We start from the raw sequence: 21,849 nt of genomic DNA, 5'->3' as shown, positions 1-21,849 counted from the left end.
TCATTGCGCTGACAAAACACTCCCGAACGACATCTCGCCGGGAGTGTTGTTACATTAATTCATGCATTTTGGCGTAGTCGATCAGTTCAACGATGGTATGCAAACCGAGCTTGGAGTAGATATTAGCTTTGTGAGCGCTAATCGTTTTATTGCTGAGTAGCAATTGCTCAGCAATTTCCTTGTTGGATAGCCCGTTTGCCAGATAACGTAAAACCGTCACCTCGCGGTTAGAGAGCGGCATATCATTTAATACACCTTTTTGCACATTTATATTGTTAATAAAGTTCAGTGTATCCGAAGGGAAAAAAGAATATCCTGATAAAATCATTTTTACCGCATTGTAGATATCATTTAGATCCTTTCGTTTACTGACAAAACCATTTGCCCCGGCGCGAATAGCGCGCCCGGCATAAAAAGACTCAGATTTTGAAGACAGAAATAGCACCCGAGTATTCTCCTGCAATGATTTTATTCTCTTGAGTAATGTAAAGCCATCAGAGCCAGGCAGTTCAATATCCAGGATGACAAGATCGACAGGGTACGTGCGTAGATGTTCTATTGCCGCGCGGCTGTCATCGGTTTTCAGCACAACCTGAATATTACTGTTTTTTTCGAGGAGTACTTCTATCGACATTCTGACAATAGGGTGTTCGTCCATAATGATAACGGATGCTGGTTTCATTGTTGTATGCCTCAAACTGTTTGCGTATCTTGCGAATTTGATAAAACATCAGGCGTTATAATATTGTCAAATAGCCAAGAGTTGTTCTGAGGAGAACCGAATAAATACTATTTCGTCCTTGTTTATTCGGTTGTTCTTCTGCAGAACAATGAATTTGTGGAACATCCATTTCACACTGGAAAAACTAACAATTAATCAGGAAACAGTGAGGATTATACCTGCTCCGCTCTTTCGGAAAAGACTTACAACATCCCGATTGTTAATGGCAGTTAGGATGTTCTGAAAGATCCAGATGTGTTAATGACTATTGGCATTATTTATCTGCGGTTCGAATTATGGCAGATTGAAAATTTATTTTAAATAGTAAAAACGATACAATAAGCTAATTGTTTAGGTTTTGTTAAGTCAGCGGGAACACTATTTTCGAGCGATGTACGCAGAAACAGTAAGGTTAAGTGTGGAAGAGGTGGTATCTATAATACCAGGAATAGTTGTAAATATTAAATATTTGTGAAAATTGGATCAATTTTCTCATGCTAAAATAAGTAATTTCCTAAAAAATCTTACTGGACATAGGGTTATGGTGTTAAATTAAATGATGAGAGGTAACGTTTAGACGATGTATCAGATGCAAAAAGCGCTGCCGGTTTGGTAATCCCAGGCGGGTAATCAACTGGTTCAGGCGATAGATGATGCGGTGGTAGGGTTGTGTCTGTAACTGAGCAATCTTTTTTAAGGAGTTACCTTGTAAAAGTAAGGTCACCATCTCCCAATCGACCTGCTTTATGCGCCTCGAATGAATATAATTTAGCACTGGGGATAATAACGCCTGACGCATCTCTGGGAGGTGTAGACTGCGTGATAAGATATAAAAGGGGCCAGACAGTGATATAAAGGTTTTAAGATCTTCATCATGACTGGAAAGCAATATGAAGATTTGGATATCATTCCGCTGTTTAAGTAGTTGGCGCAGGCACTGAAGAATATCGAAGTAAGAGCTTGTTAAGCCTTTCATATCAACCACTAACTGACTAATGACCGACTTTTGCAGGCAGACCAGCGCCGATTCAATGGACCTGAAGATCGCGGTGCGCGTGCCTGAGAATAAATGGCGGCTCAGTGTATAGGCAAGATAATAGTCCCCTGTAATAATCGCCTGAGATATAGTATCGCCCGGTATGGTGTATTCGATTTTTTGCGCCAGATACTCGATTTGGTCGAATACTTGTGAGGTACAGTGGGGATATTGATGGGTACAGTTAGCGTTTCGTATACGGCGATGTCGTTCCCGGCGTTTTGCGCTGTGCATCCGTTTCCATTCCATTTCTGTTGCGGCAGGTCTGGATAAATTGCTGACAACAAACATCCCTGACCCAAATTTTTCCAGCGCGACGGTGAGTTCCCTTGTGCCGTTGGGTTTCAATGTCTTCAACAATCACCAGACTGGCAATTGAGTATCCCATCAGAATAATCTGCCGGAAGTTTTCTGATGTCTTACTCAATGCCCAAAAGATCGTTTTATCCAGTGCAACCTCTCTCTGGGATTAGTTAAAATATTACCGGGTGTGCCTTTCGGTTACCTCATGAATAGTATGACTGGATTATTCTGGCAGTCAGTTGCCAGGTACAGTAGGAGCCGATACTTAATTGATGGTGAGATATTTCTCAATAAAAAATTAGGCGGAGAGGTTCCACCTAATTTTGTAGAAAGTTCAGATGCGCCCGGATGTATCTTAAGAATTGCTGATCGTTTTTCACGTGCAGCTTTTTCATAATGCTGCGACGGGTTGCTTTGGCATGGATATCGCTGATTGAGAGCAGGTGAGCGGTTTCGGCTAACGTATATCCGCTGGCAAGAAACATTAAGAACTGGCGCTCTGCAATAGAAAAGTTGCGGGTGGTGCAGTAATGGCAGATAGTCGCCGGTACGCTGTTGCGTAACGCGCGTTTTTGCAAGATGAGGACTAATTTTTTGGTGATCTCGTCAACGTCATCTTCCCGATAGATCAGCGGCAACATGTACAGGCAGGGCCGGAACATCAGCTTATCTTTATCGTTTCTGTTGCAGATCACCACCCGGTGTTGGCGCCTGGTGTGAACCGGAACCTGATAGCATTCGGCGCTGAGCCAATCTTCATCCAGTGAGATAAACGCGATGTCTGCGCGATCGATCTCCTCGACAGGCAAAAAACTAATCTCCTGATGCCACTGACTTGCCAGATGGGAAATAATGATTTTCAGCCCGTGTTCGAAGTGACTATTTTCTTCCTTGATGGCGATACTTAACATTGAAGCGTTCCTGAACCGCTGGAAAGGGGGTAAGGGAATGTTAAGCAAAATCATAAATATTCTAAATACATGTATCCTTAAATCTGGCGCTATGCGGGCTGAGTTGTTACCAGGTGATTTCCTGGATACCCTTGAACGACCAGAAAAAATCAACATTCGTACACTTCACCAGCAACTGAAACAAAAGGCATTGACTCAGCAAGCGCTGACCGTATAATTCACGCGTTTCTCTGCATGAAGTTATCACTTCACAATGCGCCCTTAGCTCAGTTGGATAGAGCAACGGCCTTCTAAGCCGTAGGTCGTAGGTTCGAATCCTACAGGGCGTACCATTTCACAGTAAGTCCAATTCTTAGCTTCTGCGTACCGCTACGACTTTTCCTTCTCCAGCCATATTTCTACTTCATTAAGACTGCGTTGCACTTCCTCTCTGAGTGAAAAATCCGCAAACGGCTGTTGTTCCAGCGCTGCACACATCTTGCTGGCTGAGCGCATTCCCATGCTGGCACAACTGCTTTTGAGCTGATGCGCCAGGCGCTTTAGCTGCTCGTATTCGCCTTCTGCGCGTGCAGCGTCAATGTCATCTAATAAAGGCAGGGTATGTTGCTTAAAGAGTGCTAACCATTCATGTACTTTTTGTACTCCCATGGCCTGGATATCGTCGGCCAATTGCTGAGTGTCCAACCGTGCGCTTTCCCCCCCAGGGGGTTGCGAAATGGCTTCGTTATCGCGCAGATAATGGGTAATCAGCCGACTGAGTTCATCCCGGGGGACCGGTTTTTGAATAATGCCGAGAAACAAGGTGCTGGTTCTTTGGCTAAGCGTTTCGTCGATAACGTGCGCGCTAAAGCCAATCAGGTTAAGCCCTGGATACGCGCGAATTAACTGTTGTGCCAGCGTGATACCGTCGATATCCGGCAGATCGAAATCAACCAGGGCAGCGTCATAACGAGCATCTTTCTGCAATATTTTTAGCGCATTAGCAGCGCTGTCGGCAGCGGTGACCTGCGCACCATTGAGAGTGAGCATTTCCGTGCTGATGCGCTGCGTGAGGGGATTATCCTCAATAAGTAATAAACGTAAACCTTGTAACGATACCCTGTGTTGGATGGATTCAACCATGGGCATTGCGGCCGCGCGTAATGGTAATCGCAGGCGAAAACAACTCCCGACACCGGGTGTACTGGTAACGCTCAATTCTCCCTGCATCGCCTGAGCCAGACTTGCGCTGATGGTGAGTCCCAGTCCGGTTCCTCCACGTTTGCCGCTGACTTGTACAAACGGCTGAAAAATATCGCGCTGACGGGAGGGGTCAATCCCACATCCGGTATCTTCAACCTCGATATACCAGTCTTTGTTTTCACGCCGGCTACGCAGGATGATGTGTCCATGATCGGTAAAGCGTAGTGCGTTGTTTAATAAGTTAGTAATAATTTGTCGGATGCGCCGCGGATCGCCGCGTAGGGCAATGGGCACGTCATCGGCAAATTCCGCTACCAACTCGACGGGGCGACTCGCGACACGGCCGTGCATTAGCTGAAGCGAACTTTCCAGCAAGGGTTTGTGTTCAAAAGGTTCATCGCCGATCGCTACATTTTTACCACCAGCTTCGATGGCGGAATAGTCCAGAATATCGTTAAGGATGGTCAGTAGAGACTCGCCCGAGTCGGTGATGGCGCGTAAATTGTCCCGATGCTGCGCCAGTGCGGGATTGTCTGAGAGCAATTGCGCGGTGCCAAGGATCCCATACAGCGGAGTGCGTATTTCATGGCTCATGGCGGCAAGAAACGCCGATTTCGCCTGGTTGGCTTTTTCGGCCTCAGCGCGCGCTTGTCGGTGTTCATATACCAGAGAACGAAGCTCTGCGGTGCGAGCTTTAACCTGAGCAGCCAGATGCTCACGATGGCTATTGAGCGTATGAACGCTGGTACGAAAGGCATCCATCAAACGACCAATGGTATCCAGTTCGCGAACACCCGCGGTTTCCGGGAAGGGGGAATCAATATCGCCTTCCAGAAGGCGCTGTAACGCCTGCGTCTGATGTGCCAGCGGACGGGTGACTGAGCGATAAACCACACGCCAAAGAATGAGAATCAACAGGCATAATGAGACGCCGCTCAACAGCAACAACAGGTTTTGCCCGCGCTGGCTGGCTTGTTTGAGATGCGCCAGTCCGGTCTGGTTGCGTTGGCCGATGATGTCCACCAACTGACTGACTTCGCTACTGAAACGGGTGAATTGCTCGATATTGTTCTGCGATAAGATCTGTAACCGGGTGGTGATGTCATTATCCTGACGATACAGGGCCAGCAGATCAACATAACGGCCAATCGTATCGACGGTATTGGCAACCTGAGCGCGTACCACCGGATCCTCAATACGAATTTGTCGGCGGTGAAGCACTCTGACGGCGGCATTGAGCTGGGTTTCCAGCGCCGCCAGGTTATTCTGCGCCTGGTTATTCCCCAGATTCATCACCCTTTGCTGCACCCGTAACGCGCTCAGACGCAGTTCGTTCATCTGATTATAATATTCCAGATCGATATCAATGAGCCTGTCCAGCGCTTGTTCAGCGGCCTGGCCCTGACGGCCTTCGATCAGATCATAAATACTTGCCTGAGTAGCGCCCGCAGACGTGGCGGCATTATTGGCCTGTCCGCGCGCCATTTCGGCTACGTCTGTGGTGGCCTCAACAATTTGCTGGCTGAGTTGCTGCTGTTGATCGCGTAGCTTCAAACGCTCGCCAACCATCTCCCCCTGATGGCTTAACGACTGGGCGATCTCTTTTTCCTGTTGTTCAATGGCCGAAGTGTCAAAGCCCTGCTCACGAAGGGTTTTCAGTAATGCAGTTATTTTCAGGCTTTGGGCGGTTAACATCCGTCCCTGAGCCAGCCACATATTTTCATTATCTGCGGTAGTCAGATTCTGCGCGGCAAACAGTTCCCAGGCGCTGGCTTCGCTGAGCTGGCGCGCCATATCCATGGTCGGGATAAGCGCCTGAGTATTGGCCTGCTCAACCTGGCTGACAAAACGCAGGTTATACCAGCCTACCAGCGTGCTGATGAGGGTCAGTGCCGCCATCAGCGCAAAGCCAATCCACAGTCGTTTGGTCAGAGATAAATTCACTATCTGGTCGCCACAGATTAAAAAGGTTGAGTCCAAAAGAGGAAAGCAACTAGGATAAAGCCTTATCAATGATGAGGCTATCATGCGCGTATTGCTTTTCCTGCTGATCACACTTTTTCCCGGTCTGGGTCACGCGACCGAGTCCCTATTGCTGCGCTGGCAGGGTACGCAGCAGGCTGTCCCGCAATCGCAACTGACCGTGACGGCAAACAAGGCATGGAAACTGTGCGCGTTGTATCCCAGTCTGAAGGATTCCTATTGGCTTTCAGTAAATTACGGCATGCTTGAGGCCGCAAGAAAATATGGGGTAAGCCTGAAGGTGTTTGAAGCGGGAGGGTATCGCCAGTTTAGCACGCAAAAATCACAAATCGCTCAGTGTCAGCAATGGGGCGCGGATGCCATTTTGTTAGGCAGTAGCACGACAACTTTTCCGGATTTGCAGGCGCAGGTGGGCACGCTGCCGGTTATTGAGGTGGTGAATGCGATACATGACGCGACGGTCAAAGCCCGGGTTGGGGTGCCGTGGTTCCAGATGGGGTATCAGCCAGGTCGCTATCTGGTTAAATGGAGCGGTAGCAGGCCACTAAAAGTTTTATTATTGCCAGGCCCTGACGACGCTGGCGGCAGCCGCGAAATGGTGGATGGATTCCGCCAGGCGATTGCCGGTAGTCAGGTACAGATTGTGGATATGGCGTTGGGTGATAATGATATTGAAATACAGCGTAACCTGCTGCAGGAGATGCTTGAGCGTCACCCGGATGCCGATGTGGTTGCCGGTACGGCAATTGCGGCAGAAGCGGCGATGGGGGAGAGACGTAACCAGGGAACGCCATTGACCGTGGTCTCTTTTTATTTGTCGCATCAGGTTTATCGCGGGCTTAAACGAGAAAGAATTATTATGGCTGCCAGCGATCAAATGGTCTGGCAAGGCGAACTGGCGATTCAGCAGGCTATCAGGGTGTTGCAAGGGCAGTCGGTGCCGGAAAATATCAGTCCGCCGATCCTCGTGCTTACGTCGAAAAATGCGGACAGCCGGCATGTTCAGCGCTCACTGTCACCCGGCGGATTTCGCCCTGTTTATCTGTATCAGTACACATCGGCTGCTAAAAAATAGCCTTCCCCGTGCTGTGTCACCAGCAAATCGGCCCGCAGCTTGTGGCGCAAACGGCGGATCAGAACGTCCACGGTGCGTAAGTCTGGATTATCTACCCGTCGTGCGGAAAGCATGCGTAATAAGCGTTCCCGACTGAGAATCTCCCCCGGATTAGTGACAAAGGCGACCAGCATTTCATATTCGGCGCGGGTGAGTTTGATGGCTTCATCGCCAAGCTCCAGGGTATGGCGGGAGACATTCAGACAATATCCGGCAAACTGATAGCAGTTGTCTTTGGTCTCCGGCTGCGTCTGGTGGGCAAGATCGATCCGCCAGAGCAAATTTTTCACCCGAACCACCAGTTCACGTAGCTCCAGCGGTTTGGTGACATAATCATCAGCGCCCATTTCCAGGCCCACAATACGATCAATTTGGTCGCTGCGACCCGTCACCAGAATGATGCCCACCGTTGAGCGTTCGCGCAGGGCGCGCGTCAGCATTAAGCCATTTTCGTCCGGGAGATTGATGTCTAACAGAATCAAATCGACAGGGTGTAGCGACATGATTTCACGCAGACCAGCTCCGCTGGCGGTGACTGAGACGTGATAACCTTCCTGTTCGAAGTAAGCCTGTAACCGCGCCTGGGTAACCGGCTCATCTTCAACAATGACAATGTGATGCGACATCCTGGTTGCTGTCTCTTTCTGTTCATATCTGTTCACATTGTGCCGTAAGCCATTCATCCTGACCAGTGTTGCTGTTCACATTTGGGAAATAAGATCCTCTGTAACTAAACCATATAATTACAGGGGCTATTATGCGGAAACTATGGAGGGCGCTGCTCAGACCGAGCGCACGTTGGTCAGTGTTGGCGCTGGTCGTTATCGGAATTGTGGTCGGCATCGCGCTGATCGTCTTACCGCACGTTGGCATTAAATTAACCAGTTCAACCGAGTTTTGCGTGAGTTGCCACAGCATGCAGCCGGTTTATGAAGAATATAAACAGTCGGTGCATTTTCAGAATGCCTCCGGGGTACGCGCAGAGTGTCACGATTGCCACATTCCATCAGATATCCCTGGTATGGTGAAACGTAAGCTGGAGGCCAGCAACGATATCTACCAGACCTTTGTTGCCCACTCTATTGATACGCCTGAGAAATTCGAAGCCAAGCGCGCCGAGCTGGCGGAGCGCGAATGGGCGCGAATGAAAGAGAACAACTCCGCAACCTGTCGTTCCTGTCATAACTATGACGCGATGGATCACGCTAAACAGCATCCTGAAGCCGCGCGCCAGATGAAAATTGCGGCGAAGGATAACCAGTCCTGTATCGACTGTCATAAAGGCATTGCGCACCAACTTCCCGACATGAGCAGCGGTTTCCGCAAGCAGTTTGATGCGCTTCGCGCCAGTGCGAATGATGATGGCGATACGCTCTATTCCCTTGACATCAAACCTCTGTATGCCGCGAAAGGTGATAAAGAACCCGCAGGCTCACTGCTGCCCGCCTCTGAAGTCAAAGTGTTAAAGCGTGACGGCGACTGGCTGCAAATTGAGATTGTGGGCTGGACCGAAAGTAACGGACGTCAGCGCGTGTTGGCGCAACTGCCGGGTAAGCGCATTTTTGTGGCTTCTATTCGCGGTGATATCCAGCAGCACGTGAAAACGCTGGAACAAACCACCGTCGCGGAAACGAATACGCCGTGGAGTAAGTTGCAAGCCACCGCCTGGATGCACAAGGGCGATATGGTTAACGACATCAAGCCGATTTGGGCCTATGCCGACTCACTCTATAACGGAACCTGTAACCAGTGCCACGGCGCCCCAGAGAAAGAACACTTTGACGCTAACGGCTGGATTGGCACGTTGAACGGCATGATTGGGTTTACCAGTCTGGATAAACGCGAAGAACGTACCTTGCTGAAATATCTGCAGATGAATGCCTCTGACACCACGGACAAGCCACATAGCGCTACGGGAGAAAGCAATGAAAAATAACGATCTCTTTCAGGCATCTCGCCGACGTTTCCTGCTGCAATTGGGCGGTTTGACCGTAGCCGGTATGTTAGGCCCCTCTCTACTCACACCGCGTAGCGCCTGTGCCGCCGGGGTACAGGGAACAGGTGTTAAAGAGGGGATTTTGACCGGTTCTCACTGGGGAGCAATCCGTGCCACCGTGGTTGATGGGCGTTTTATCGAGGCGAAGCCGTTTGAGCGTGATAAGTACCCGTCCAAAATGATCGCCGGACTGCCGGATCATGTACACGGTGGCGCGCGTATCCGTTATCCGATGGTGCGCGTTGACTGGTTACGTAAACGACACCAGAGCGATACCACACAGCGCGGCGATAACCGCTTTGTGCGCGTTTCCTGGGATGAAGCGCTGGACTTCTTCTATCAGGAGCTGGAGCGCATTCAGAAGACCTATGGTCCAAGCGCGCTGCTTACGGCCAGCGGCTGGCAATCAACCGGCATGTTCCATAACGCTTCCGGTATGCTGGCGCGCGCCATTGCGCTGCACGGCAACAGCGTGGGTACCGGGGGAGACTATTCCACCGGCGCCGCTCAGGTGATCCTGCCGCGGGTGGTGGGTTCAATGGAGGTGTATGAGCAACAAACCTCCTGGCCATTGGTGTTGAAGAACAGCAAAACCATTGTGCTGTGGGGCTCCGATCTGATCAAAAACCAGCAGGCGAACTGGTGGTGTCCGGATCATGATGTCTATGAATACTACGAGCAGTTGAAGGAAAAAGTGGCGCGTGGCGAGATCTCTGTCATCAGTATTGACCCGGTCGTCACCTCGACTCATGACTATCTGGGTCGTGATAAAGTTAAACACATTGCCGTAAATCCGCAGGCTGATGTGCCGCTACAGTTGGCGTTGGCGCACACGCTCTATACCGAGAAGTTCTATGACCCGCATTTTCTCGATAACTACTGCGTGGGGTTTGAACAGTTTCTGCCTTATCTGCTGGGAGAAAGTGACGGACAGCCTAAAGATGCCCAGTGGGCGGAAAAGATATGTGGGATCGATGCCGACACGATTCGTGAACTGGCACGGCAGATGGCAGGGGGGAGAACGCAAATTATTGCCGGCTGGTGCGTCCAGCGCATGCAGCATGGGGAGCAATGGGCGTGGATGATTGTGGTGCTGGCTTCAATGCTCGGACAAATCGGTTTACCCGGCGGGGGCTTTGGTTTTGGCTGGCACTATAACGGCGCGGGTACGCCAGGCCGTAAGGGGGTAATTCTGAGTGGTTTTTCTGGCTCCACCACCGTTCCTCCGATACATGACAGCACCGATTATAAGGGCTATAGCAGCACCATCCCTATTGCACGTTTTATTGATGCGATACTGGAGCCGGGCAAGCAAATTAACTGGAACGGTAAAACGGTGAAACTGCCGCCGTTGAAGATGTGCGTTTTCGCCGGGACCAATCCTTTTCATCGCCACCAGCAGATCAACCGCATTATTGAGGGCTGGCGGAAGCTGGAAACCGTTATCGCTATTGATAATCAGTGGACCTCGACCTGTCGCTTCGCCGACATTGTATTGCCTGCGACGACGCAATTTGAACGTAACGATCTCGACCAGTATGGCAACCACTCCAACCGCGGCATTATCGCCATGAAACAGCTGGTACAGCCGCAATTTGAAGCGCGTAATGATTTCGATATTTTCCGCGATCTTTGCCGCCGCTTTAATCGTGAAGAGGCCTTCACCGAAGGATTGGATGAGATGGGGTGGTTGAAGCGGATCTGGCAGGAAGGAAGCCAGCAGGGGAAAGGGCGCGGCGTTCATCTCCCGGCATTTGACGTCTTCTGGAATCAGCAGGAGTACGTTGAGTTCGAGCATCCGCAGATGTTTGTTCGACATCAGGCATTCCGCGAAGATCCCGATCTTGAGCCGCTGGGGACACCAAGCGGTTTGATCGAAATTTTCTCGAAAACTATTGCCGATATGCAGTATGACGACTGCCAGGGGCATCCGATGTGGTTTGAGAAAATCGAACGATCACACGGCGGGCCGGGGTCGCAGCGTTGGCCGCTGCATCTGCAATCCGTCCACCCGGACTTCCGTCTGCATTCGCAGCTTTGTGAATCTGAAGCGCTACGTAAGCATTATGCGGTAAGTGGCAAAGAACCGGTGTTTATCAACCCGCAGGATGCCAGTGCAAGAGGGATTCGCAATGGTGATATCGTCCGTGTATTTAATGCGCGTGGACAAGTGCTCGCCGGGGCAGTTGTCTCCGATCTCTACTCGCCAGGCGTCGTGCGTATTCATGAAGGCGCCTGGTACGATCCGGAGAATGGCGGAGAAATCGGGGCACTGTGCAAATACGGCAACCCGAACGTGTTAACGATAGATATCGGCACGTCTCAATTGGCACAAGCCACCAGTGCCCATACTGCGCTGGTGGAAATCGAGAAATATACCGGCAAGCTGGCGAATGTGACGGCATTCAGCGGCCCGATAAAAATGGTGGCGCAGTGCGAATATGTTCCGGCAGAGCAGGGGAGGTCATAATGAAAGACTCTTCCCTGACACCAGAGCAGGTGGCCTGCGTTTACGCCTGGCTGGCGCAGTTGTTTTCCCGTGAGCGAGATGACGAAAGCCTGGAACAGTTGCATTCCAGCGAAATGGCGGAGTGGTTTGCGTTGCTAAAAGGTGAGCCATCGCTTGAGGCGGAAGTACTTCTGCTGGAGGAAAAAATTGCGGCGCTTAAGATGCGTGAAGACGTCACTCTGGAACTGGCAGCTGATTTTTGCAGTCTGTTTTTGATGTCGGACAAACACGCGGCGTTACCCTATGCGTCGGCTCATCTCGAAGGGGGATCGAACTACGGCGTCATTAAACAACTGTTATCTGATGCGGGCATGCAGGTCAGCAATACGTTTAGCGAGTCAGCCGATCACCTGGCGATTTTCGTCGAACTGCTGAGCCATCTGCATTTTTCACTGGCTGAAGCTGGCTTGCGTCATCAGCAAATTGACGCGCTGCGCAGAGAAACGCTGGCGGGGTTGTTACGCTGGTTACCGGAATTCACCGCTAAATGCTGTCGTTATGATGATTTTGGGTTTTATGGTGCGCTGAGCCAGCTGTTGCTGGCATTGGTCAGGCTGGATAATCAGCACTGAGTGCTGACCTTAGTCGGAAAAAAACGGGAGTAAATTTACTCCCGTTTTTATTATGTTAGCCAGTGTCACCGTACAACCAGCACCGGACATTTCGCATGGCGGACTACGGCAGAAGCCGTTGAACCCAGCAGGTAGGTGCTAAAACCAGGCTTATGCGAGGCGATGACGATAAGTTCGGCGTCAACCGCCTCCGCCAGTTTGAGGATCTGATCCTTCGGCGGGCCGTAAACGACGTGGATTTGACTCCTGCCAGCAGGAATGTTGAATTGCTTAACAATCTCTTCGAGTTTTTCGCTGGCCTTGGCCTGCAGACCACTGCGATCCGGGAATTCGCTTGAGTAGGCCAGCCCCAGCGAGGCATAGAACGGAACGGTAGGAATAACGGCCAGAAAATGGACCTTGGCGGTTTTGGCATGAGCCTGAACCTGCGGCACAACATGGCGGGTTAAATCGGCTTCAGAGATATCAATGGGCACCAGAATTGAGCGATACATATTCACTACCTCCTGTTTGTTTACCTCTATCCTGAGTGTACCCAAGGTTGTCTCTGTATAATAAGTGACCAGATCAAGGTTACGTGCATAATTGTCGTCAATGATAAACGGGGAACGTAAGTTCCCGTTTTCTAATGCAGATGTGGGCCACGTTTTACCGCCTTTAGTTCGCCAGCACGATGACATCCCCCGTTGCCGGGGCTTTTGTTCCCGGTAGCCACAACCGTCCCCACGAACCGGTACAATGACAGCCGAGCAGTTTTTCCGGTTGCTGCTGCTTAATAAATTGCCGCGTCCGCCACAGCTTAGCGGGGGAGGCGGCGCGTAAATGGAACCCACCGATGAGGGCGTGAATTTTGCGAATGCCGGTGATGTTCTGGCAATGGCGGACGATATTTTCTATTCCCCGGTGCCCGCAGCCGGTAATGATCACCAGCCCACGGTCAGATTTATAGATCAATACGCCTTCATCGCTGATGTAATCTGGCTGAGGTGTTTCCGCGCGAATAACACCATAGGCCTGCGGTGTGGGTACGCTAATTTCCCCGGACCACAAAAAACGATCGCTTATCGCCAACGGTTCGCGGGTGTATTCCATATTCAGACGAGAGTAGTCGTTATCGCGGGAGAGTTTTTTAATTTGTCGCGGCTTTCCCGCAAGCGTTATCGACGCGTAACGCTCACAGGCTATTTGAGGATGGCAAATAATACGGCTGTTATCGGCAAGCCAGGGGACGCCGCCACAATGATCGTAATGACCGTGTGACAGCACCACGGCGGTTAATTGCGTCAGGTCGATCCCCATTTGCGCGGCGTTTAGAATGAAGCTGTCATCCGGCCCGGTATCAAACAGTATGGTGGTGGTTTCATCCTGAATTAACAGACTTAATCCAGGCTTTGCCCGTAATGATTTATCTGCGCCAGCAGCGCGCCGGTTTTCAAGCAACACCGTGAGGGTTAAAGCCATGCCTGACTCCAGTATTAAAACGGCATACTGTAACGCACAGCTTTTGAGAGCGCTGTGATCGCAGCGCCCTTTGGCGTTATCCGTTATTGCGTACTGTTTGCCTGCGCACGATGTTTTTGGGCCTGCTGCTCATGGGCATAGGAATGAGCATTATTTGTTGACTGATGTACTACCATCGCTTTTTCATGTTCATTCATCTGCGAAAATGATTGTGCATGGGGTGACGTTTCGGCTGCATTAACGCCCGCTGAGATAAAAAACGCGATAGCTAAAAAAGAGGACATCTTATTCATCATATTTCTCCTGTGTGGGTTTACGGAAGAAATTATAATTAGCACGCGCTGTCAGTGACGTGACAGGAATATGACGGTTGTGTCAGAGAACAGGAAACACTTAACCGTCATCAGCAGAGATTAAATTGCATGCCGGGGCAGCGTCAGAATAAAGCGGGTGGCATGTGAATCAGATGTCACCGCAACGTTTCCCTGATGGGCAATGACTATCGATTTCACGATCGCAAGGCCAATGCCGCTGCCTTCTCCCTTACGTTGCCGGGAAGGATCTACCCGATAGAAGCGGTCAAAGAGTCGCGGAAGATGTTGTGGAGGAATTGGCGGGCCGGGGTTTTCAACGACTATCTGCACCTGTTCATCGGCCTCTTTCACCCGCACGGTCACTGACTCGCCTTTTGGCGTGTAACGCATGGCATTTGAAAGCAGATTACTCATTGCCCGGCGTAACATTAACGGATCGCCCGATACCCAACATTCGCGCCCCTCAAAGCGTAAACCAACCTCACGCTCTTCTGCCCAGGCTTCGAAAAAGTCGAACACTTTACTGACCTCATCAGCCAGATTGAGCGCGGTCTTTTCCGGGATCAGTTGATTGTTATCCGCTTGCGCCAGAAACAGCATGTCACTCACCATCTTCGACATCCGGCCAAATTCTTCGAGATTGGAATACAGCACGTCCTCCAGCTCTTTTTGGCTGCGGATCTGGCTTAGCGCAATTTCCGTTTGCGTGACCAGGTTGGTAATTGGAGTGCGGATCTCATGGGCAATATCTGCCGAGAAGTTCGACTGACGTTTAAAAACATCCTCGATGCGTTCGATCATGTGATTAAACGAACTGACCAACTGTTCCAGTTCAATAGGCACGGTTTGCGGGTCGAGGCGTACGTCGAGATCTTTCGAGGTGATATTTTGGATGCGGCGACTGACATTACGGATCGGTTCATGACCTTTATAAACGGCGAACAGCACGATAAAAACAATCATCATGCTAATCAGTGATGCCGTCATAATCAGCTTGTTTTTCAGGTCATTAATATAGTGCAGATGAAAATCGATCGATAATGCCAGGTACAGCGTATATGCCGGTTTTCCATCGGCAAGCTGGCCTACAGGTAAACGAATCATACGCCAGTTTGATGATGTCATCTGCCCGTGCGTATGTTTGGGCGTTTGCAGCATGGGGCCGGATATAATAAAGACATCGCGGGCTTGGGCATTTTTATCCGGCCTTGCACTGGCGATAAATTGCCGAAGATCCGGGGCGTCAGGTGAATGAAAAATAGCCTTCTGATTGCTATCTTCCAGAGAAATAATGACGTTCGAGTAACCTGCCACGACGTTTTTTAGCGTTTCCAGTCGGCGTGGTTCAGGTTCGTTCGGTTGATTAAGAATACGCTCCAGCGTGGCGCTGATCTCTTGTAAATCATTGATGTCCTGCTCGGCGAAATGCACTTTCACTGAGTGGATCATTATCCATGCGAAGGCGAAAAATGAAGCGATAGTCGCCAGACTGATGAAAAAGGTCAGTCGCGTCGCCAGGGAAAAAGGGCGTTGCCATCGTTTACTGACCATCAGGAACCTCAAGCATATATCCCACGCCGCGCACGGTCTGAATCAGTTTCGGCTCAAAGTCATTATCGATTTTGGCGCGCAGACGCTTAACGGCGACATCGATGGCGTTGGTATCGCTGTCAAAATTCATATCCCAGACCTGAGAGGCAATCAGCGAGCGGGGTAAAACTTCTCCCTGGTGGCGCAGGAAAAACTCAAGCAGCGTAAACTCTTTGCTGGTCAGGGTGATGCGCGCCCCGCTGCGGGTGACTTTTCTACTCACCAGATCAACCATTAAATCTGCGACCTGAAACTGGCTTTCAACAATTACCGCCGCGCCCCGGCGTAATAGCGTTCTGACCCGCGCCAACAGTTCGGCAAAGGCAAACGGTTTGACCAGGTAATCGTCAGCGCCTAATTCCAGACCTTTAACCCGATGTTCAATGGTACCCAGCGCAGTGAGGAGAAGAATGGGCATGCCTTTATTGGCGCTACGCAGCATGCGTACGATATCCCAGCCGTTTACATCCGGCAGCATGATGTCGAGGATGAGCAGATCGTAATCGCCGGTCATCGCCAGGTGGTACCCGTTCAGGCCGTTATCCGCCAAATCCACGACAAAACCTGCTTCCGTCAGGCCTTTCGTCAGGTATTCACCGGTTTTTTTCTCATCTTCGACTATCAAAATCTTCATCGCATTCTCCTTCTCGCACTGCTTGTGCGGACTTTCAATTCTAGGGAAGCGGGATCGGATAGCAATCGGTTATTGGGAAAATGACAGTTTTGTCATTTTCCTGTCACCGGTTAAACAGAGTCACTTCGTTAAAGTACAACACTATAAATTCCTACCTATTTTAGGGTCATCAGTCCGGTCAGGACGTGAAGAACTATGAGCAAATTTAAGCTTCTTACCCTCAGCGCTATATTCGTTCTCGCCGGTTGTTCATTAGCGCCGGACTATCAGCGCCCGGCTTTGCCGGTGCCACAGCAATTCTCCTTAAGCCAGAATGCGCTGGTGTCAGCCTCGGGGAATTATCAGGACACCGGTTGGCGGACCTTCTTCGTTGACGACCAGGTTAAGATGCTGATTGGTGAGGCGCTGGCCAATAACCGCGATTTGCGTATGGCTGTGCTGAAGGTTCAGGAGGCGCGAGCGCAATATGGCGTCACGGACGCTGACCGCTATCCGCAAATTACGGCAGGATCCAGCGGTACCTACAGCGGTAAATTAAAAGGCGACAGCAGCACCGATCGCGAATTCGAGGCCGGACTGAATCTCAGTTTCGATTTGGATTTTTTTGGTCGGCTGAAAAATATGAGTGAAGCCGATCGACAGAATTTCTTTGCCAGCGAAGAGGCGCGTCGGGCGGTACATATCTCATTAATCTCTAACGTGTCGCAAAGTTATTTCAATCAGCGTCTGGCTTATGCACAACTGCAAATTGCCGAAGAAACGCTGCAAAACTATCAGCGTTCCTACGCCTTTGTTGAAAAACAACTGGTCACCGGTAGCACTAATGTACTGGCGCTGGAACAGGCGCGGGGCGTGATTGAAAGTACGCGCAGCGAAATCGCGAAGCGTAAAGGTGAACTGGCGCAGGCCAACAACGCGCTGCAACTGTTGCTGGGTACCTACGGAAAATTACCCGACGATCGAGCGCGCAGTCGCGGAGATATTAAACCGGTTACGCTGCCGCCATCACTCTCGTCGCAAATACTGTTACAGCGTCCGGATATTATGGAAGCTGAGCACGGATTAATGGCGGCGAATGCCAATATCGGCGCCGCGCGGGCGGCATTTTTCCCGTCGATTACCCTGACCAGCTCCGTGTCCAGTAGCAGCAGCGATCTCTCCAGCTTGTTTAATGCTGCCAGCGGCATGTGGAATTTTGTCCCCAAAATAGATATTCCAATTTTTAACGCCGGACGTAATCAGTCCAATCTTGATCTGGCTGAAATTCGCCAACAGCAGTCGGTGGTGAATTACGAACAAAAAATTCAGGGTGCATTTAAAGAGGTGGCCGATGCGCTGGCGTTGCGCCAAAGCATTGCCGATCAAATTAGCGGCCAGCAGCGCTACCTGACGTCATTGCTAATCACCCTACAACGTGCCAGAGCGCTGTATCAGAATGGCGCGGTTAGCTATATCGAAGTTCTGGACGCCGAACGTTCTTTATTTGCCACGCAGCAATCGCTGCTCGATCTTAATTACGCCCAGCAGGTTAATGAAATTAAGCTGTTTGCTGCCTTAGGCGGCGGTTGGGTGGAGTAAACCTTAATATTAACTTTTCAGGAGCATCAACTATGAATACTACCGCCAAAGCCGTGCTGTTAAGCCTTTTCTCTGTGGTCATATTTAACGCTCAGGCCAATGAGCATCAACATGGCGAGATGATGAGTATGCAGCCGGCGGCTCAACAGGAACAACGCATTAGCGCGACTGGAGTGATTGAAGCTGTTGATATGGAAAGTAAAAAAGTCACGATTAAACATGATCCTATTCCGGCGGTGAACTGGCCGGCGATGACGATGCGTTTTACGCTGGTGGCCGACACCAGGGCTGACGATATTAAACCGGGCGATAAGGTCGCGTTTACGTTTGTTCAGCAGGGAAATCTCTCTGTGTTACGCGATATTCACATCAGTAAATAACGTTCTCGCTGGTCTCTTTAATTCTTGCCCGGGTTCTTGCGAGCGCGGGTGAGATTATCGCGCAATGGAAATCATTATGGCGTCTTTAAATATTAAAAATACCGCGCTTATTCTCGCTGGCATGATTGCAGGTGGGATTATTTCTGTCGGTGTTTATACTTATTATTCATCCGCAAAAGTATCGACCGAAACCGGACCGGCTTCGCCAAAAGAAGCCAGAAAAGTTCTGTTCTGGTATGACCCCATGTATCCGAATACGCGTTTTGACAAGCCGGGCAAATCGCCGTTCATGGATATGGATTTAATCCCGAAATATGCCGATGAAGAGACCGCAAGCGCGTCAGCACCTGGCGTGCGCATCGATCCCACTCAGACCCAGAATCTGGGGCTAAAAACGGAACCCGTGCGTCGGGGACCACTGCACTATGCGCAAACTTTCCCGGCTAACGTGAGCTATAACGAATACCAGTTTGTTATTGTCCAGGCCCGCTCCGCTGGCTTTATCGAGAAGGTTTACCCGCTCACTGTGGGTGACAAAATTAAGAAGGGTTCTCCGCTCATTGACCTGACGATTCCTGACTGGGTTGAGGCGCAGAGCGAATATTTGCTGTTGCGCGAGACCGGCGGCAGCGCGACGCAGGTGGAAGGGATTCTGGAGCGATTACGCCTTGCCGGCATGCCGGAAGCGGATATCCAGCGTTTAAAGTCGACGCGTAAAATTCAGACCCGCTTTACCCTGAAAGCCCCCATTGATGGGGTGATCACCGCATTCGATTTGCGTACCGGCATGAATATTTCTAAAGACAATGTGGTCGCGAAAATTCAGGGAATGGATCCGGTATGGGTCAGCGCGTCGGTCCCGGAATCTATTGCCTGGCTGATTAAAGATGCCTCGCAATTTCGCATCACTGTTCCTGCCTGGCCGGATAAACCATTCACCATCAGTAAGTGGAGTATTTTGCCAAGCGTAGATGCTACCACGCGTACCCTCCAGCTGCGTTTGCAGGTTGATAACCCCGACGAAGCGCTCAAGCCTGGAATGAATGCTTACCTGCAATTGAAAACGCAAAGCGAGCCGATGCTGCTGATCCCGTCTAAAGCGTTAATTGATACGGGTACCGAACAGCGGGTGATTACCGTTGATCATGAAGGTCGATTTGTGCCGAAGCAGGTTGCTGTATTCCATGAATCTCAGGGGCTGACGGCTATTCGCTCAGGCCTGGCCGAAGGTGAAAAAGTGGTGTCCAGCGGCCTGTTCCTGATTGACTCCGAGGCGAATATTTCTGGCGCCCTTGACCGTATGCGCGCCCAGCACAGTGGTGCGCAAGACGCAGGCGCGATGTCAGCCCAGGCGACCCATTCACATTGAGGACATGATAAATGATTGAATGGATTATCCGCCGTTCAGTGGCAAACCGCTTCCTGGTGATGATGGGGGCGCTGTTTCTCAGCATCTGGGGAACCTGGACCATCATTAACACCCCGGTTGATGCGCTGCCCGATCTCTCTGATGTCCAGGTGATTGTCAAAACCAGCTACCCCGGACAGGCGCCGCAAATCGTCGAGAATCAGGTCACTTACCCCCTGACCACCACCATGCTGTCGGTACCGGGCGCGAAGACGGTGCGCGGCTTCTCGCAGTTTGGCGATTCCTATGTGTACGTCATTTTCGAGGATGGCACCGATCCTTACTGGGCACGCTCGCGCGTACTGGAATATCTCAACCAGGTGCAGGGAAAATTGCCGGCAGGCGTTAGTGCCGAAATGGGACCGGACGCCACGGGCGTCGGCTGGATCTTTGAATATGCGCTGGTGGATCGCAGCGGAAAACATGACCTCGCGGAATTACGTTCTCTTCAGGACTGGTTTTTAAAATATGAGTTAAAAACGATTCCTAACGTGGCGGAAGTGGCCTCGGTGGGCGGCGTGGTTAAACAGTACCAGGTGGTTATCGACCCGATGAAGCTGACGCAATATGGCATCAGCCTGGCGGAGGTGAAATCTGCGCTGGATACGTCAAATCAGGAAGCGGGCGGCTCGTCGGTGGAGATGGCTGAAGCCGAATATATGGTGCGTGCCAGTGGCTATCTGCAAACGCTTGATGATTTCAATAATATCGTCCTGAAAACCGGGGCCGACGGTGTACCGGTTTATCTGCGCGATGTGGCACGCGTTCAGATTGGACCGGAAATGCGCCGCGGGATCGCCGAGCTGAACGGCGAAGGCGAAGTGGCGGGCGGGGTGGTTATCCTGCGCTCCGGTAAAAATGCGCGTGAGGTGATCTCCGCCGTTAAAGCCAAACTCGACACCCTGAAAAGCAGCCTGCCGGAAGGCGTTGAGGTAGTTACAACATACGATCGCAGTCAGCTTATCGATCGCGCCATTGATAACCTGAGCTATAAGCTACTGGAGGAGTTTATCGTCGTTGCGCTGGTGTGCGCGCTGTTCCTGTGGCATCTGCGTTCGGCATTGGTGGCGATTATTTCCCTGCCGTTGGGGCTGTGTATCGCGTTTATCGTGATGCATTTCCAGGGGCTGAACGCCAATATTATGTCGCTCGGGGGAATTGCCATTGCTGTCGGGGCGATGGTTGATGCGGCAATCGTGATGATTGAGAACGCCCATAAGCGACTGGAAGAGTGGGGGCATCAGCATCCGGGTAAAAAGCTGGATAACGCCACGCGCTGGAAGGTCATTACCGACGCCTCGGTGGAAGTTGGCCCGGCATTGTTCATCAGCTTGCTGATAATTACGTTGTCATTTATCCCTATTTTCACCCTTGAAGGGCAGGAAGGGCGGCTGTTTGGTCCGCTGGCGTTCACCAAAACCTATGCCATGGCGGGCGCGGCATTTCTGGCCATTGTGGTTATTCCGATCCTGATGGGGTTCTGGATCCGCGGCAAAATACCAGCGGAAAGCAGCAACCCGCTTAACCGCTTCCTGATCCGTATTTACCATCCGCTATTGCTGAAGGTGCTGCACTGGCCCAAAACCACTATCCTGGTCGCGGTGCTGTCAATACTGACGGTTATCTACCCGCTGAATAAAGTCGGTGGTGAATTCCTGCCGCAGATTAACGAAGGCGATTTGCTGTATATGCCTTCGACACTGCCGGGGATTTCGGCGGCGCAGGCGGCGGACATGCTGCAAAAAACCGATAAGCTGATCATGACCGTTCCTGAAGTGGCGCGCGTATTTGGTAAAACCGGTAAAGCGGAAACCGCAACTGATTCCGCACCGCTGGAAATGGTTGAAACGACGATCCAACTGAAGCCGCAGGATCAGTGGCGTCCGGGTATGACGATGGACAAAATCATCGCCGAGCTGGATAAAACCGTGCGCTTGCCGGGGCTGGCGAATTTGTGGGTGCCACCAATTCGTAACCGTATCGACATGCTCTCTACCGGGATAAAAAGCCCTATCGGGATTAAAGTGTCAGGTAACGTGCTGGCTGATATCGATGCGACGGCGGAACAAATTGAAGAGGTAGCCAGAACCGTGCCAGGCGTCGCCTCTGCGTTAGCTGAGCGTCTGGTAGGGGGACGCTATCTCAACGTGGATATTA

19 protein-coding genes and 1 tRNA gene are annotated in these 21,849 nt (G+C 51.0%); 10 read left to right on the top strand and 10 right to left on the bottom strand.

Annotated elements, in window-relative coordinates:
- Positions 1-49 precede the first annotated feature (49 nt).
- From fimZ to fimW, 3 genes are all read right to left on the bottom strand, one after another.
- Positions 50-682 carry a fimbria biosynthesis transcriptional regulator FimZ gene (gene fimZ, locus KQJ18_RS07140; protein ID WP_185655562.1) on the bottom strand — a complete coding sequence of 211 codons (633 nt, stop codon included), beginning with the start codon at positions 680-682 and terminating at the stop codon, positions 50-52.
- Between the two features lie 586 nt (positions 683-1,268).
- A complete protein-coding gene (locus KQJ18_RS07135) occupies positions 1,269-1,991 on the bottom strand; it encodes a fimbriae Y protein (RefSeq protein ID WP_185655915.1) in 723 nt (240 codons plus the stop codon).
- A 386-nt stretch (positions 1,992-2,377) separates the two neighbouring features.
- Entirely contained in the window at positions 2,378-2,971 is a 594-nt protein-coding gene (gene fimW, locus KQJ18_RS07130) for a fimbria biosynthesis transcriptional regulator FimW (protein WP_085047585.1), read from the bottom strand.
- Between the two features lie 37 nt (positions 2,972-3,008).
- On the opposite strand from fimW, the gene KQJ18_RS07125 reads away from it, so the two are divergent.
- Both KQJ18_RS07125 and KQJ18_RS07120 read left to right on the top strand, forming a co-directional pair.
- Positions 3,009-3,188, top strand: a complete 180-nt coding sequence (locus KQJ18_RS07125) for a hypothetical protein (RefSeq protein WP_069324008.1) — start codon at positions 3,009-3,011, stop codon at positions 3,186-3,188.
- Between the two features lie 38 nt (positions 3,189-3,226).
- A tRNA-Arg gene (locus KQJ18_RS07120) sits at positions 3,227-3,303 on the top strand.
- Positions 3,304-3,340: 37 nt separating this feature from the next.
- Here the strand turns inward: KQJ18_RS07120 and torS are convergent.
- On the bottom strand, positions 3,341-6,097 hold the full coding sequence (gene torS, locus KQJ18_RS07115) for a TMAO reductase system sensor histidine kinase/response regulator TorS (RefSeq protein WP_216421723.1): 2,757 nt from the start codon (positions 6,095-6,097) through the stop codon (positions 3,341-3,343).
- A gap of 82 nt (positions 6,098-6,179) precedes the next feature.
- Between torS and torT the strand changes: the two genes are divergently transcribed.
- Positions 6,180-7,211: a TMAO reductase system periplasmic protein TorT gene (torT, locus tag KQJ18_RS07110; RefSeq protein ID WP_137346950.1), complete on the top strand. Its 1,032-nt coding sequence runs from the start codon at positions 6,180-6,182 to the stop codon at positions 7,209-7,211.
- Here the strand turns inward: torT and torR are convergent.
- Positions 7,184-7,876: a two-component system response regulator TorR gene (gene torR / locus KQJ18_RS07105; RefSeq protein WP_185655563.1), complete on the bottom strand. Its 693-nt coding sequence runs from the start codon at positions 7,874-7,876 to the stop codon at positions 7,184-7,186. The genes torT and torR overlap by 28 nt on opposite strands.
- 131 nt (positions 7,877-8,007) lie before the next feature.
- On the opposite strand from torR, the gene torC reads away from it, so the two are divergent.
- The 3 genes from torC to torD are packed head-to-tail and all read left to right on the top strand — an operon-like array spanning position 8,008 to position 12,327.
- Entirely contained in the window at positions 8,008-9,186 is a 1,179-nt protein-coding gene (gene torC, locus KQJ18_RS07100) for a pentaheme c-type cytochrome TorC (RefSeq protein WP_042309930.1), read from the top strand.
- The gene (gene torA, locus KQJ18_RS07095) at positions 9,176-11,716 is read left to right on the top strand and encodes a trimethylamine-N-oxide reductase TorA (protein ID WP_185655564.1); all 2,541 of its coding nucleotides are present in this window, start codon (positions 9,176-9,178) and stop codon (positions 11,714-11,716) included. The genes torC and torA overlap by 11 nt, the downstream gene beginning before the upstream one ends.
- Entirely contained in the window at positions 11,713-12,327 is a 615-nt protein-coding gene (gene torD, locus KQJ18_RS07090; protein ID WP_087857160.1) for a molecular chaperone TorD, read from the top strand. The genes torA and torD overlap by 4 nt, the downstream gene beginning before the upstream one ends.
- Positions 12,328-12,392: 65 nt before the next feature.
- On the opposite strand, the gene uspF is transcribed toward torD, so the two are convergent.
- The 5 genes from uspF to cusR all read right to left on the bottom strand — a co-directional run bounded on the left by uspF (position 12,393) and on the right by cusR (position 16,326).
- Complete coding sequence (gene uspF, locus KQJ18_RS07085; protein WP_038638520.1) at positions 12,393-12,821, bottom strand: universal stress protein UspF; 429 nt, start codon at positions 12,819-12,821, stop codon at positions 12,393-12,395.
- A gap of 163 nt (positions 12,822-12,984) precedes the next feature.
- On the bottom strand, positions 12,985-13,788 hold the full coding sequence (locus KQJ18_RS07080; RefSeq protein WP_216421722.1) for an MBL fold metallo-hydrolase: 804 nt from the start codon (positions 13,786-13,788) through the stop codon (positions 12,985-12,987).
- A gap of 83 nt (positions 13,789-13,871) precedes the next feature.
- Complete coding sequence (locus KQJ18_RS07075) at positions 13,872-14,081, bottom strand: hypothetical protein (protein ID WP_069323104.1); 210 nt, start codon at positions 14,079-14,081, stop codon at positions 13,872-13,874.
- A 120-nt stretch (positions 14,082-14,201) separates the two neighbouring features.
- Positions 14,202-15,653, bottom strand: a complete 1,452-nt coding sequence (locus tag KQJ18_RS07070) for a Cu(+)/Ag(+) sensor histidine kinase (protein WP_216421721.1) — start codon at positions 15,651-15,653, stop codon at positions 14,202-14,204.
- On the bottom strand, positions 15,643-16,326 hold the full coding sequence (gene cusR / locus KQJ18_RS07065) for a copper response regulator transcription factor CusR (protein ID WP_038638530.1): 684 nt from the start codon (positions 16,324-16,326) through the stop codon (positions 15,643-15,645). Before cusR ends, KQJ18_RS07070 begins: the two co-directional genes overlap by 11 nt.
- Before the next feature lie 195 nt (positions 16,327-16,521).
- Between cusR and KQJ18_RS07060 the strand changes: the two genes are divergently transcribed.
- From KQJ18_RS07060 to KQJ18_RS07045, 4 genes are all read left to right on the top strand, one after another.
- Positions 16,522-17,904 (top strand): efflux transporter outer membrane subunit, encoded by a 1,383-nt coding sequence (locus KQJ18_RS07060; RefSeq protein WP_087857096.1) that lies wholly within the window; start codon positions 16,522-16,524, stop codon positions 17,902-17,904.
- 32 nt (positions 17,905-17,936) lie between these two features.
- On the top strand, positions 17,937-18,284 hold the full coding sequence (gene cusF / locus KQJ18_RS07055; protein ID WP_069323108.1) for a cation efflux system protein CusF: 348 nt from the start codon (positions 17,937-17,939) through the stop codon (positions 18,282-18,284).
- A 76-nt stretch (positions 18,285-18,360) separates the two neighbouring features.
- Positions 18,361-19,653, top strand: a complete 1,293-nt coding sequence (locus KQJ18_RS07050) for an efflux RND transporter periplasmic adaptor subunit (protein WP_185655566.1) — start codon at positions 18,361-18,363, stop codon at positions 19,651-19,653.
- A gap of 11 nt (positions 19,654-19,664) precedes the next feature.
- A partial coding sequence (locus KQJ18_RS07045; protein ID WP_216421720.1) for a CusA/CzcA family heavy metal efflux RND transporter occupies positions 19,665-21,849 on the top strand: 2,185 nt, incomplete at its 3' end.

The sequence above is a fragment of the Citrobacter sp. S55_ASV_140 genome (assembly GCF_018919505.1).
GTDB lineage: Bacteria > Pseudomonadota > Gammaproteobacteria > Enterobacterales > Enterobacteriaceae > Citrobacter > Citrobacter werkmanii.
Note: the sequence above shows the minus strand (reverse complement) of the source record. Positions and strands in the feature narration are given on the sequence as shown.

Coding starts and splice junctions, on each gene's coding strand:
- fimZ (WP_185655562.1), bottom strand. CDS start 682: ATGAAACCAGCATCCGTTATCATTATGGACGAACACCCTATTGTCAGA.
- KQJ18_RS07135 (WP_185655915.1), bottom strand. CDS start 1,991: ATGCACAGCGCAAAACGCCGGGAACGACATCGCCGTATACGAAACGCT.
- fimW (WP_085047585.1), bottom strand. CDS start 2,971: ATGTTAAGTATCGCCATCAAGGAAGAAAATAGTCACTTCGAACACGGG.
- KQJ18_RS07125 (WP_069324008.1), top strand. CDS start 3,009: ATGTTAAGCAAAATCATAAATATTCTAAATACATGTATCCTTAAATCT.
- torT (WP_137346950.1), top strand. CDS start 6,180: ATGCGCGTATTGCTTTTCCTGCTGATCACACTTTTTCCCGGTCTGGGT.
- torR (WP_185655563.1), bottom strand. CDS start 7,876: ATGTCGCATCACATTGTCATTGTTGAAGATGAGCCGGTTACCCAGGCG.
- torC (WP_042309930.1), top strand. CDS start 8,008: ATGCGGAAACTATGGAGGGCGCTGCTCAGACCGAGCGCACGTTGGTCA.
- torA (WP_185655564.1), top strand. CDS start 9,176: ATGAAAAATAACGATCTCTTTCAGGCATCTCGCCGACGTTTCCTGCTG.
- uspF (WP_038638520.1), bottom strand. CDS start 12,821: ATGTATCGCTCAATTCTGGTGCCCATTGATATCTCTGAAGCCGATTTA.
- KQJ18_RS07080 (WP_216421722.1), bottom strand. CDS start 13,788: ATGGCTTTAACCCTCACGGTGTTGCTTGAAAACCGGCGCGCTGCTGGC.
- KQJ18_RS07075 (WP_069323104.1), bottom strand. CDS start 14,081: ATGAATAAGATGTCCTCTTTTTTAGCTATCGCGTTTTTTATCTCAGCG.
- KQJ18_RS07070 (WP_216421721.1), bottom strand. CDS start 15,653: ATGGTCAGTAAACGATGGCAACGCCCTTTTTCCCTGGCGACGCGACTG.
- cusR (WP_038638530.1), bottom strand. CDS start 16,326: ATGAAGATTTTGATAGTCGAAGATGAGAAAAAAACCGGTGAATACCTG.
- KQJ18_RS07060 (WP_087857096.1), top strand. CDS start 16,522: ATGAGCAAATTTAAGCTTCTTACCCTCAGCGCTATATTCGTTCTCGCC.
- cusF (WP_069323108.1), top strand. CDS start 17,937: ATGAATACTACCGCCAAAGCCGTGCTGTTAAGCCTTTTCTCTGTGGTC.
- KQJ18_RS07050 (WP_185655566.1), top strand. CDS start 18,361: ATGGCGTCTTTAAATATTAAAAATACCGCGCTTATTCTCGCTGGCATG.